10 protein-coding genes are annotated in these 13,655 nt (G+C 48.1%); 7 read left to right on the top strand and 3 right to left on the bottom strand.

The features are described 5' to 3' along the window. Positions 1–217 precede the first annotated feature (217 nt). Both glpQ and glpT read right to left on the bottom strand, forming a co-directional pair. Positions 218–1,294 carry a glycerophosphodiester phosphodiesterase gene (gene glpQ / locus LG381_RS11560; RefSeq protein WP_222680249.1) on the bottom strand — a complete coding sequence of 359 codons (1,077 nt, stop codon included), beginning with the start codon at positions 1,292–1,294 and terminating at the stop codon, positions 218–220. Positions 1,295–1,298: 4 nt separating this feature from the next. Further along, entirely contained in the window at positions 1,299–2,657 is a 1,359-nt protein-coding gene (gene glpT / locus LG381_RS11555; protein ID WP_000948734.1) for a glycerol-3-phosphate transporter, read from the bottom strand. Positions 2,658–2,930: 273 nt separating this feature from the next. On the opposite strand from glpT, the gene glpA reads away from it, so the two are divergent. The 7 genes from glpA to LG381_RS11520 all read left to right on the top strand — a co-directional run bounded on the left by glpA (position 2,931) and on the right by LG381_RS11520 (position 12,320). Then, entirely contained in the window at positions 2,931–4,559 is a 1,629-nt protein-coding gene (gene glpA, locus LG381_RS11550) for an anaerobic glycerol-3-phosphate dehydrogenase subunit A (RefSeq protein ID WP_000857223.1), read from the top strand. Beyond that, positions 4,549–5,808 carry a glycerol-3-phosphate dehydrogenase subunit GlpB gene (gene glpB, locus LG381_RS11545; RefSeq protein ID WP_225762434.1) on the top strand — a complete coding sequence of 420 codons (1,260 nt, stop codon included), beginning with the start codon at positions 4,549–4,551 and terminating at the stop codon, positions 5,806–5,808. Before glpA ends, glpB begins: the two co-directional genes overlap by 11 nt. Then, the gene (gene glpC / locus LG381_RS11540; RefSeq protein ID WP_065227295.1) at positions 5,805–6,995 is read left to right on the top strand and encodes an anaerobic glycerol-3-phosphate dehydrogenase subunit GlpC; all 1,191 of its coding nucleotides are present in this window, start codon (positions 5,805–5,807) and stop codon (positions 6,993–6,995) included. Before glpB ends, glpC begins: the two co-directional genes overlap by 4 nt. 373 nt (positions 6,996–7,368) lie before the next feature. Continuing rightward, positions 7,369–7,959, top strand: coding sequence for a fimbrial protein (locus tag LG381_RS11535; protein ID WP_225762433.1), 591 nt, complete (start codon positions 7,369–7,371; stop codon positions 7,957–7,959). Between the two features lie 57 nt (positions 7,960–8,016). Then, on the top strand, positions 8,017–8,721 hold the full coding sequence (locus LG381_RS11530; protein ID WP_175119482.1) for a molecular chaperone: 705 nt from the start codon (positions 8,017–8,019) through the stop codon (positions 8,719–8,721). A 61-nt stretch (positions 8,722–8,782) separates the two neighbouring features. Continuing rightward, positions 8,783–11,269, top strand: coding sequence for a fimbria/pilus outer membrane usher protein (locus LG381_RS11525; RefSeq protein WP_225762432.1), 2,487 nt, complete (start codon positions 8,783–8,785; stop codon positions 11,267–11,269). Positions 11,270–11,273: 4 nt separating this feature from the next. Next, complete coding sequence (locus LG381_RS11520) at positions 11,274–12,320, top strand: fimbrial protein (protein WP_222680244.1); 1,047 nt, start codon at positions 11,274–11,276, stop codon at positions 12,318–12,320. Between the two features lie 53 nt (positions 12,321–12,373). Here the strand turns inward: LG381_RS11520 and LG381_RS11515 are convergent, their stop codons facing one another. Continuing rightward, positions 12,374–13,579: a nicotinamide mononucleotide deamidase-related protein YfaY gene (locus LG381_RS11515; protein WP_000921646.1), complete on the bottom strand. Its 1,206-nt coding sequence runs from the start codon at positions 13,577–13,579 to the stop codon at positions 12,374–12,376. Positions 13,580–13,655 lie beyond the last annotated feature (76 nt).

Raw genomic sequence — 13,655 nt, 5'->3', positions numbered from 1 at the left:
TTAACGACAATGACTATAGGTGTTTACCTTAAGAAAAACTTAATAAAAAGTGTTTCTTAATGGATTTCTTTTGCCGGGAACAAGTCATCCCGCTCCAAATAACAGCAAGTAAGGATAATCAACAGATTTTATTGAAGAATTAACTATGTCCACTATATGTAGGGGTGTGGATGAAGAGTGGCATCGGATGGCACATAAGTGCCATCCGACACTGAATTTACTCTTTATTGAGGAATTTTACTGCCTTATCCGGGAAGTCCGTAAACAGCCCATTAACACCTGCTTTGTTATACAGAGCGTCATACAATTGATTCACATCGGTGGCATATTCCGGTAGCTTGTCGGCCCGCACGGTATAAGGATGCACCACCAGCTTATTCTGCTGTGCATCTTTTACCATTCCGGTAAGCTTGATATTACCCGGCTGCGATTTCTCATCAATCACCATATGGTAATCGGGGCCAATACCGTCGGCATATTCCGCCACCTGCTTCATGGCACCCGGCTTAAACATCCAGTCATAGCTGTAATTTACCCAGGTTCCGTCCGGCTGCTTCTGCTGAGTTTCATTCCAGTCAGTATAAGCAATCAACTGAACCAGATTGAGATCCATACCCATTTTCGGTTCCAGCTCATTTTTAATGCGTTTCAGCTCATCAGCATCAAAGCATTGCAAATAAACTTTGTCCCCTTTGTTGGTGTAACCATATTTTTTCAACACTTCCAGCGTTTTTGCCGCAATATCCTTCCCTTCCTGATGATGGAACCACGGCGCTTTAATTTCTGGATAGATGCCAATATTTTTCCCCGTCGAGTGATTTAATCCCTGAATAAATTCAATCTCTTCTTCGAAAGTGTGGACACGAAAGTCAGACTTACCCATCGGGAATCGCCCGGGGAAAGTCTGCACTTTTTTGCCGTTTACAATATCGAAACCTTCGGTAAATTTCAGAGACTTAATTTCATCCAGCGTGAAATCTATCGCGTAGTAGCGACCATCTTTACGCGCCCGATCCGGAAAACGATCGGCGACATCAGTAACGCGATCAAGATAGTGGTCATGCAGGACGACCAGATGGTCGTCTTTGGTCATTACCAAATCCTGCTCCAGATAGTCAGCGCCCTGTGCATATGCCATCGCTTTTGCTGGCAGCGTATGCTCCGGTAAATAACCACTGGCGCCGCGATGGGCTATTACAATTTTCTCGCTATTGTCTGCCGCCATTGCACTGCTTCCCATGATCATTCCACTCATCATGATCGCCATGCTAAGGTTTTTCAGCGTCAATTTCATGCCATTAGCCTCCGTTGCGTTTTTGCTGTAATTCCTGATGGCGACGTTTTTCGCCAATCATCACAACAATCAACAAGATAACCGCCAGAATGCTGCCGCCAATCATTACCATAAAGCCGCCATCCCAGCCGAAGAAGTCCACGGTGTAGCCAACAATCGCGCTCGCCGCCACCGAACCGCCCAGGTAACCAAATAGACCGGTAAAGCCCGCTGCCGTACCTGCCGCTTTTTTCGGTGCCAGTTCCAGCGCATGCAGACCGATCAGCATGACAGGGCCATAAATCAGGAAGCCAATGACAATCATACAAATCATATCTACGGTCGGGTTGCCCGCCGGGTTCATCCAGTAAACGATAGTTGCGATGGTCACCAGAGTCATAAAGAAGACGCCGGTTGCACCACGATTGCCACGGAAGACTTTATCCGACATCCAGCCGCACAGTAGGGTGCCCGGAATGCCCGCGTACTCATAAAGGAAATAGGCCCAAGAAGATTTATCCAGCGCGAAGTGTTTCACCTCTTTCAGGTAAGTTGGCGACCAGTCGAGGATGCCGTAGCGAAGCAAATAAACGAACACGTTGGCGATAGCGATGTACCACAGCAGTTTGTTCGGCAGTACGTACTGCATGAAAATCTGCTTCGCGGTAAGTTCCTGTTCCGCTTTTTCGTTATAGTCGTCCGGGTAATCATTTTTGTACTCTTCAATCGGCGGCAGACCACAGGATTGCGGGGTATCGCGCATCATAGCAAAAGCGAAAAGCGCCACCAGAATGGCACAGAAAGCCGGCATATAAAGCGCCGCGTGCCAGTCATTGAACCAGGCCATCCCCAGCAAGAACAACAGCGGCGGAATACCACCACCGACGTTATGCGCACAGTTCCACACCGATACAATGCCGCCACGTTCTTTCTGTGACCACCAGTGCACCATGGTACGACCACACGGCGGCCACCCCATCCCCTGGAACCAGCCGCAGAGGAACAGCAGCACGAACATCACCGCAATGCTGGAAGTCGCCCACGGCACAAAGCCCATAAACAGCATCACTGCCGCAGCAAGAATCAAACCTGCTGGCAGGAAAACGCGCGGATTCGAGCGATCCGATACCGAGCCCATGATGAATTTCGAAAATCCATAGGCGATTGAGATCCCTGAAAGCGCAAAACCTAAATCGCCACGCGAGAATCCCTGCTCCACCAGGTAAGGCATTGCAAGAGCAAAGTTCTTACGAACCAGATAGTAAGCGGCATAACCAAAGAAGATCCCCAGGAAAATTTGCCAGCGCAATCGACGATAGGTCGGGTCGATCTCCGCAGCAGGTAAGCGCGCTTTATGTGGCGCTGGTTTAAAAATACTCAACATTTATAGCCTCCGTGGCCCATGGTCTTATTTATGATTAACAGCCTGATTCAGTGGAAGAACCTGCTGTTTTTTTGAGTTGCCGCGATGTTAAGAAAACATTCATAAATTAAATGTGAATTACCGCACACATTATTAAATAAGATTGCCAAAATGTTCTGAAAGGCGCATGAAATCACGTTTTACTTTCGAATAATGAGCGAATATGCGCGAAATCAAACAATTCATGTTTTTACTATGGCTAAATGGTAAAAAACGAACTTCAGAGGGATAGCAATGAAAACTCGCGACTCGCAATCAAGTGACGTGATTATCATTGGCGGCGGCGCAACGGGAGCCGGGATTGCCCGCGACTGTGCCCTGCGCGGGCTGCGCGTGATTTTGGTTGAGCGCCACGACATCGCCACAGGCGCGACCGGGCGTAACCACGGTCTGCTGCACAGCGGCGCGCGCTATGCAGTAACCGATGCAGAATCGGCCCGCGAATGTATCAGTGAAAACAAGATATTAAAACGCATTGCGCGCCACTGCGTTGAACAAACTAACGGTCTGTTTATCACCCTGCCGGAAGATGACCTCTCCTTCCAGGCCACGTTTATCCACGCTTGCCAGGAAGCAGGGATCAGCGCAGAAGCCATTGATCCGCAGCAAGCGCGCATTATCGAACCTTCCGTTAACCCGGCACTGATTGGCGCGGTGAAAGTTCCGGATGGCACCGTTGATCCATTTCGTCTGACCGCAGCAAACATGCTCGATGCGAAAGAACACGGTGCGGTTATTCTCACCGCTCATGAAGTCACTGGACTGATTCGTGAAGGCGCGACGGTGTGCGGTGTTCGTGTACGTAACCATCTCACCGGCGAAACTCAGGCACTTCATGCGCCTGTCGTAGTTAATGCCGCCGGGATCTGGGGGCAACACATTGCCGAATATGCCGATCTGCGCATTCGCATGTTCCCGGCGAAAGGATCGTTGCTGATCATGGATCACCGCATTAATCAACATGTGATCAACCGCTGCCGTAAACCTTCTGATGCCGATATTCTGGTTCCCGGCGATACCATTTCGCTGATTGGCACCACCTCTTTACGTATTGATTACAATGAGATCGACGACAACAGAGTGACGGCAGAAGAAGTGGATATTCTGCTGCGTGAAGGGGAGAAACTGGCTCCGGTGATGGCGAAAACGCGTATTCTGCGAGCCTACTCTGGCGTGCGCCCGTTGGTTGCCAGCGATGACGACCCAAGTGGGCGTAACGTCAGCCGTGGTATTGTGCTGCTCGACCATGCTGAACGCGATGGCCTTGACGGATTTATCACCATCACCGGCGGCAAACTGATGACCTATCGGCTGATGGCGGAATGGGCTACCGACGCGGTATGTCGCAAACTGGGCAACACGCGTCCCTGCACTACCGCCGACCTGGCACTACCTGGCTCACAGGAACCGGCTGAAGTCACCCTGCAAAAAGTCATCTCTCTGCCAGCGCCACTTCGCGGTTCAGCGGTTTATCGTCATGGCGATCGCACGCCTGCCTGGCTGAGCGAAGGCCGTCTGCACCGCAGCCTGGTCTGTGAGTGCGAAGCCGTTACCGCAGGCGAAGTGCAATATGCAGTAGAAAATTTGAACGTTAACAGTCTGTTAGATTTGCGCCGTCGTACCCGTGTGGGAATGGGCACCTGCCAGGGCGAACTCTGCGCCTGCCGCGCCGCCGGACTGCTGCAACGCTTTAATGTCACCACATCTGCGCAATCTATCGAGCAACTTTCCACCTTCCTGAACGAACGCTGGAAAGGCGTGCAACCTGTTGCCTGGGGCGATGCATTGCGCGAAAGCGAATTTACCCGTTGGGTTTATCAGGGACTGTGTGGTCTGGAGAAGGAGCAGAAAGATGCGATTTGATACTGTCATTATGGGCGGCGGTCTTGCCGGATTACTCTGCGGCCTGCAACTACAAAAACACGGGCTGCGTTGTGCGATTGTCACTCGTGGTCAGAGCGCGCTGCATTTTTCGTCCGGGTCGCTGGATTTACTGAGCCATCTACCGGACGGTCAACCGGTGACAGACATTCACGATGGCCTGGAATCTTTGAGCCATCAGGCTCCTGCCCATCCTTACAGTGTTCTCGGCTCACAGCGCGTGCTCGATCTCGCTTGCCGGGCGCAGGCATTGATCGCTGAAAGCGGTGCACAATTGCAGGGTAGCGTTGAACTGGCTCACCAGCGGGTTACACCGCTCGGCACTCTGCGCTCAACCTGGCTAAGTTCGCCAGAAGTCCCCGTCTGGCCGCTGCCAGCGAAGAAAATATGTGTGGTGGGTATCAGCGGGCTAATGGATTTTCAGGCGCATCTTGCGGCGGCTTCGTTACGTGAACTGGATCTTTCGGTTGAAACCGCAGAAATAGAGCTGCCGGAACTGGATGTGCTGCGCAATAACGCCACCGAGTTCCGCGCGGTGAATATCGCCCGTTTCCTTGATAATGAAGAAAACTGGCCGCTGTTACTTGATGCGCTTATTCCTGTCGCCAATACCTGCGAAATGATCCTGATGCCCGCCTGCTTCGGCCTGGCTGATGACAAACTCTGGCGCTGGCTGAACGAACAATTGCCCTGTTCATTAATGTTACTGCCGACACTGCCACCTTCCGTGCTGGGCATCCGTCTGCAAAACCAGTTGCAGCGCCAGTTCGTGCGCCAGGGCGGTGTATGGATGCCGGGCGATGAAGTGAAAAAAGTGACCTGCAAAAATGGCGTAGTCAGTGAAATATGGACACGTAATCACGCCGATATTCCGCTACGTCCGCGCTTTGCGGTACTTGCCAGCGGCAGTTTCTTTAGCGGCGGGCTGGTCGCGGAACGTAACGGCATCCGCGAGCCGATTTTCGGCCTTGATGTGCTGCAAACCACCACGCGGGGTGAGTGGTATCGAAGTGATTTTTTTGCGCCGCAACCGTGGCAGCAGTTCGGTGTAACCACTGATGAGACGCTACGTCCGTCGCTGGCAGGCCAGACGGTAGAAAACTTGTTTGCCATCGGTTCAGTGCTGGGCGGATTTGATCCTATCGCTCAGGGATGCGGCGGCGGCGTTTGTGCTGTCAGTGCATTACATGCTGCTCAACAGATTGCCCAACGCGCAGGAGGCCAACAATGAACGATACCAGCTTCGAAAACTGCATTAAGTGCACCGTCTGTACCACCGCCTGCCCGGTGAGCCGGGTAAATCCTGGTTATCCGGGGCCCAAACAGGCCGGGCCGGACGGTGAGCGTCTGCGTTTAAAAGATGGTGCACTTTATGACGAGGCGCTGAAATATTGCATCAACTGCAAACGTTGCGAAGTCGCCTGCCCATCCGATGTGAAGATTGGCGATATCATCCAACGCGCGCGGGCGAAATATGACACCACGCGCCCGTCGCTGCGCAATTTTGTGTTGAGTCATACCGACCTGATGGGCAGTGTTTCTACGCCGTTCGCGCCTATCGTCAACACCGCCACCTCGCTGAAACCGGTGCGGCAGCTGCTTGATGCGGCGTTAAAAATCGATCATCGCCGCACGCTGCCGAAATACTCCTTCGGCACGTTCCGTCGCTGGTATCGCAGCGTGGCGGCTCAGCAGGCGCAATATAAAGACCAGGTTGCCTTTTTCCATGGCTGCTTCGTTAACTACAACCATCCGCAGTTAGGCAAAGATTTAATTAAAGTGCTCAACGCGATGGGCACCGGCGTGCAACTGCTCAGCAAAGAAAAATGCTGCGGTGTACCACTGATCGCCAACGGCTTTACCGATAAAGCACGTAAACAGGCAATCACGAATGTAGAGTCGATCCGCGAAGCTGTGGGGGTAAAAGGTATTCCGGTGATTGCCACCTCCTCAACCTGTACATTTGCCCTGCGCGACGAGTACCCGGAGGTGCTGAATGTCGACAACAAAGGCTTGCGCGATCATATCGAACTGGCGACCCGCTGGCTGTGGCGCAAGCTGGACGAAGGAAAAACCTTGCCACTGAAGCCACTGCCGCTAAAAGTGGTCTATCACACCCCGTGCCATATGGAAAAAATGGGCTGGACGCTCTACACCCTGGAATTGTTGCGCAAAATCCCAGGGCTTGAGCTAACAGTGCTGGATTCCCAGTGCTGCGGTATTGCAGGAACCTACGGTTTCAAGAAAGAGAACTACCCCACCTCACAAGCCATCGGTGCACCGCTGTTCCGCCAGATAGAAGAGAGCGGCGCGGATCTGGTGGTCACCGACTGCGAAACCTGTAAATGGCAGATTGAGATGTCAACCAGCAAACGCTGCGAACATCCAATGACATTACTGGCACAGGCACTTGAATAATCTTCACTGGCAGGACGTGAAAACCTCCTGCCATTCATATCCACGCTGAATATTTCAGAATAACTGCTCTCTATTTTTTTACTTAACTTCACATTTCCATGTATTGACACTCGCTATCTAAAAGTAGCTTTATTATGTCCCTTCAGAAACTAATTGATATAAATAATAATATTCACCACCGCATTACCTAAAAGAATAATAACATACGATTATTAAAAATTAAACATATTCACCAGCATTATATGTTTAGAATTACTTTGATAATTCCCGCAAAAAAAATTGTTTATAAATATTTATTTGCGTATATAATCCCGCCTGTTTAATATATTAAAAATATAATATTATTCCATTCATCAATATAAAAGGAACTTAAGTGAAAGCAAAAATTCTCATTCCATCGTTATCTGTTCTCCTGATGGGTATATCGGCTTTAAGTTATGCGGACACTCCCGCCGGTAAAGTTCATTTCAATGGGCTAATTACTGCATCAACTTGTGACTTAGAGCAAGGTACAGGCAAGGGACAGAATGACCAGACCGTAACGCTTCAGACAGTGGACGTTGCTGATTTTGGCGCTGCTGTAGGTAATGAAGCAGCAAACTCTGCAACAGATTTTAATATTAATCTTACCGGTTGTACGACACAATTAGGTAGCATCAACCTTGAATTTAGCGGTAATACCACCGATGCCACCGATAATACAGCCCTGGCAATTGACACCGGTGCAGATAAAGCAACAGGCGTAGGTATTCGTATTTATCGTGAAGGTGCTTCTTCACCGATTAATTTTGCTACTGATCGTATCGATGCAGAAAGCTCTGCGGTAACACTTTCATCCATTAGCCCAACCAATGGTGATGGCAAGCATAGCTTTAATTATAAAGCGGTTTATGTCAGAACAGCAGATACAATTACTGAAGGTCAGGGTAACGCGACTGCGGATTATCGTATCGCTTACTATTAATGATATATTTCAAAGGGGTGAAATTACTACACCCCTTAATTACTAAAGTAAAAATGCATGAAAAAATACTCTTTATTACTGATTGTATTATTTGCCAACATTGCTTACGGGGGAGTGGTTATTCGGGGAACAAGAATTATTTACCCGTCCACGGCGCGGGAAATCCCTGTAGAAGTGACGAATCAAGATAAAGAGCGTTCATACCTTGTTCAGGCCTGGATGAGTGACTTTGCCAATGATGCAAATAAGAAAACGCCATTTGTACTCACTCCGCCGTTAGTTAAACTGGAAGCTCAGAAAAACACGCTTTTCCGCTTAATCTATACCGGTACGCAAAAATTGCCGGAGGATCGTGAATCCATTTTTTGGCTAAATGTAAAATCCATTCCTGGGATGTCAGAAGAGTCTTCACAGGTGCCGAATCAACTGCAATTTGCCGTTCAGAGCCAGCTCAAAGTTTTTTATCGTCCGCAGGGGCTTGCTGATGATGCCAATACCGCCTATAGCAAAATCGCTTTCCGGATACAAGGCAACAGGCTAATCGCCAAAAACCCAACACCTTACTTTGTCACCTTCCGCACTCTGGCAGTGAATGGTAAGCCCGTATCGTATAAAGGAAACGGCGTTGTGAAAATGATGCTCAATCCATTTGGCGAGCAAACATATACTCTGACCGCATCCTCTTCTGAAAACAATAGTGTTGAATGGTCAGCAATAAATGATTACGGCGGTACGACAAATACCATAAAGACCCGGTTATAAGCGCAATAGATTGTTCAGGAAAACGACAGGAATTATCTCGTACAAGGAAAGTAATAATAACATGAACTCCTTACATCTATTTTGTTTGCATGTTGTTGTAACAATAGTGCCATTGACACTGTTACAAAACAGTTACGCCCGCGAGGTGTTTAATTACAAACTTTTAGAGTCAGGGGCTTCAGAAAGCGAACTGGAAGCCATTAAAAATTTTGACAAAAATGATGGCCTGGTGCCCGGTAAATATCGGGTCGATGTTTTTATGAATAATCAACGCATTACACGTAAAGATATTGATTTTGTCGTTGATGATAAAGCGAGCAAACTCTTACCTGTGTTAAGCAAAAAAGAGTATATCGCTATGGGGGTTGCCGATAGCCCCTCCGCGTCATTTGCCACGCTGGCAAATGACGATATCGTGACGAATTTAGAAAATTATATTCCCTTTTCATCAGTGCGCTTTGAGCAAAGTTCGCTGCGCCTGTATCTGTCAGTTCCACAACTGGCGATGAACAATGCCGCAAACGGGTATATTGATCCGGTTTTATGGGATAATGGATTGCCTGCGTTGTTTACAAATTACTATTTTAGCGGCTCACATAATTGGCAAGATGGTCGTTCAGATAATAGTTCATACCTTAATCTGAATAATGGTATTAATCTTGGTCCCTGGCGTTTAAGAAATAACATTAATTACAACGATGGCACCAGGCAAAATATTGATACCTATATCTGGCGAAATATCCCTGCGTTAACCAGCAAACTCATTCTTGGCGATACCTGGACAGATTCAGCCGTTTTCGATAGTTTCCAGTTTCGCGGGGTAAAACTGGAAAGCAATGAAAACATGCTTCCTTACAGCATGAGAGGTTTTGCCCCCGTTATTCGCGGCGTTGCCAAAAGCAATGCGCAAGTGACGATTCGACAAAATAATTATATTATTTACCAAAGTACGGTATCCCCAGGTCCTTTCGAATTACATGATGTCTCTCCTGTTTCTTCTGGTGGGGATATGGAAGTCACGGTAAAAGAATCTGATGGTAGCGAACAAAAATATATTCAGGCATCAGCTTCAATTCCTGTCATGCGCCGAGAAGGAGCCATGTCTTATAGTTTATCTGGCGGAGAATATCGCTCATCTGATAACTCCCATGATAAACCCGGCTTTGCTCAGGCGACGCTGATTTACGGTTTACCTGCAGGCATTACCCTCTATGGTGGCACAATTTTTGCCAGTGATTATCGTTCTGGCGCATTAGGCGCGGGTGTCGATTTACAACACTTTGGCTCGCTTTCAGCAGACATTACTCGTTCATATAGCCAGACGGTTGATGACAGTTCACAACAAGGACAATCTTACCGATTGCTTTACTCGAAAAATTTCTCCAGCACTGAAACGAATATCACGCTTGCTGGCTACCGTTATTCCACAGAGAATTTCTATACCTTTAGCGAAGCACAAAATAATAAAGAGTATGATGAGGACGACGCGTTTTCATACCGTAACAACTATAACCGCCATCGTCGGTTACAACTTACCATTAATCAGGCGATCCCCTCGTTTGGTCAGTTCAATATTTCAGGCTATCAACAAGATTATTGGGGACTCGGGGGTAAAGAGCGCAGCCTCAGCGTAGGGTATAGTCATAGTTGGGAAAATGTGAGTTTTAGCCTAAGTTATTTACTGACACGAATGCCAGACAATAATAAGAACGATCAACAACTCTCACTTTCTGTCAGCGTTCCACTAGGAAAATGGTTACCTGGTGCGCATGTTAATTACAATAACACCAGCAGTAATAGCGGTCACACTTTAAACAGTGTGGCGCTTAACGGTACTGCGCTGGAAGATAATAATCTCAGTTATAGTCTGCAACAAAGTCATGGCGATCAAGGTTATGGTGGCAATACGTCACTCAGTTATCGCTCCAGTAAAGGCGTAATTGGCGCAGGCTGGAACTATAGTCAGGATCAACGGCAATTAAATTACAATATGCAGGGCGCAATTGTTCTGCATCCGTATGGATTAACCCTTGCTCAGTCTTTAGGTGAATCATCGATTCTGGTGCGCGCCCCTGATGCCAGTGGGCTGGGCATTAACAGAGGAACGTCGGTTTATACCGACTGGCGAGGATACTCCATCATCCCTTACGCATCAGCATTTCAGCGCAACCGTATCGCCATCAATACGCAAACCTTGCCGTCAAATGTTGAAATACCGGAACCGGTACAAGAAGTTATTCCTACGGAAGGCGCATTAGTCGTAGCCAATTTTTCAACGCGATATGGTCAGAAATTACTTTTAACCTTAATGCATAAAGACAAATTTGTTCCCTTTGGAGCCGTAGTCACTGCTGAAGATGAGCAAATTTCAACCCTCGTTGGGCGAAACGGTGAAACGTATTTATCCGGCGCACAAGCTAATCAAAAATGGCAAGTCAAGTGGGGAAAATCGGCCACTGAAAGTTGCCAGGTTCGTATATCACCAGAACTACTTCAGACACCGCAAAACATGACTAATCTTATTATTGCCACCGCAGCGTGTGATTAACATCATGAAGATAAAAATCATCAGTACTTATAAAGTTACAAGTCGTGAAACGTTATTGCTGCTGGTTATTTTGATAGCAGCCTTTGTTCCTTCTCTTAGTTTCGCTAAAACATGTAGCTACGCCAGTGGTGGACCGGCATTAGTTTCATTTTCTGATATTTCGATCAATTCTGAATACAATAAAAATACAGCGCCAGGAACCATAATTTTTGATCGAAGTTATCATTCCAGTCACTCAGGACAGATCACATGCTCAGACAATCATCCTGATTACAGTGAAGGGTTTGCCACTTCTCCTTCAACTTTAGTCGGCAGTGATAACTGTTTATTCAATGTGCCTTTGACTAATGGAAAAAATTCTGGCATCGGCATTAAAATATTTTACGATTTAAAGAATAATAATACCACCCCAAACAATTACTGCATGGAATACCCTAAACATACCAGCACAGCAAATAAAAACAACTTCTCCGTTGAGGGTAATTTCCGCATACAATTAAAAGTCATCGGGGAATTACAGAGTGGTGAAATTGATTTATCTCGTTTTAGTAATGCTGGCATTTGGTGGAATAATATTGAGGCATTTTCTCTCGAATTTAGCAACACCATTATTAATCTTCACTCATTGAGCTGCGACCTGAACACGCCTGATGTTCCAGTTTCATTATCACCCGCCGCAGGAATTAATTCCGACACCACCTTCAAAGGGATTAACTCCACTTCGGCGCTGGTAGATTTTAATATCGGACTAACGTGTGATCCGGGAACCAATGTCGCCATACGTTTTGAAGGCGATACGGTAAGTGGAAGTAATAATTCAATCCTGAAGCTAACTCAACAGAATAATTCTGCCTCCGGGGTTGGCGTACAGATCTTAGATAAGAATAAAAATATTATCCCCCTTAATCAACCTGATTACGTTTTACAGTTAAGTAATATTCAGCAATCAGCCACGTCGTTGAATTTTAGTGCGCGATATATCCAGACAGAAAGTAATGTAACGCCAGGAAAAGCGGATGCGGATGCGACATTTTATCTTTCGTTTCCGTAATAAACAGCAATAAACCCGCGAACAGGTGCCGGAAGCATCCGGCACCTGGACTATTATTGCGGCGACAGTCTCAGCGACTCAACAACCTCAATCCAGCCATGCTCACTGGCGATGTTCTGCCCGTTCAGCCAGCGGCGCAGCATATTCAGAGCCATCATTGCGCACACTTCCTGACGGATAGCCAGGCTGTAGCGCGTAGTGCTGAAACGCACACGCAGAGCGAAAGTGCCGTCTGGTGTGGCTAGCGCAAAGTTGAGATGCTCGTTCTCGAAACCAGAAACAGCCAGTGCCAGTCCGGCAAAATGGTTGGCCCGCCGTTCTGTAATCCAGTGTGCAGTTTGCGCCAGAGTTTCTTCCTGTGAAGGAACCACTTCACATGCCAGTAATGGCGCACCTGCGCGCGCGAGTTGCAAAGCCAATAAACCACCGGTGAATTGCTCACTCAACGTCAGGCTGAACTGGCGACTTTGCAGTTCGCGACTGATTTGTGCAGGCAGCCCTTCTGTGCCTTCGAAAATCATGCTCTGCCCGGCGACGCGTTTAACGTCCAGCCACAGTTTTTCCATCGCCTGTTGCTCGCTTGCCGGTCCAGTGAGTTTCAGTTCAATAATCGGCATGGAAGAGCGATAGCCCATCGTCACACCTGGCGGTAGTTGCAACGCATCCAGGCTTTGTGCCAGATCGCTTTCCGAACGACCAAAAGTGGTCAGCCGCAGACAAACCGGCGGCTGCGGCAAAGAAAAACGCTCGCGCAGGCGCGGCAGGATTTCATGCTCCACCATCACCTTAAACTCCGACGGTACGCCGGGGGTAAAGAATATCAGGCAACGGTTAAGCTGCACGGCAAAACCACAAGCGGTGCCTACCGGGTTATTGATAAATTCAGCACTGGCTGGCAGCTCCGCCTGTTTGCGGTTGCTCGGCGCCATTACGCGACCACGTTCGCGGAAATAGCGTTCCATCTCATTGAGCCAGGCTTCATGAAGAACCAGGCTTTCACCTTTGGCTGTCGCTGCGGCGAGTGCGCTTAAATCATCACTGGTCGGCCCCAGTCCGCCATTGACGATCAGCACATCGGCGTGCTGACTACGTTCGCGCAGAATGGTCACTAAATCATCAAGGTTATCGCCCACCGTATTGCGGCGAGATAATGGCAATCCCTGGTGAAAGAAAAAATCCGCCAGCCAGGCAGCGTTAGTGTCAACGATTTGTCCGTGTAACACTTCATCCCCGGTGGATAACATTTCCACTTTTAACATGGTTATCTCCTGCTTTTGTTATCGAATCACTATAACGCAAAGGGAGATAAGGCGTAGTAAGAAACTGAATGGCGCG

Origin of the sequence: Escherichia sp. Marseille-Q3837, assembly GCF_916618735.1 — a bacterium.
Taxonomy (GTDB): domain Bacteria; phylum Pseudomonadota; class Gammaproteobacteria; order Enterobacterales; family Enterobacteriaceae; genus Escherichia; species Escherichia ruysiae.
This window is presented reverse-complemented; position numbering and strand designations above follow the sequence as displayed.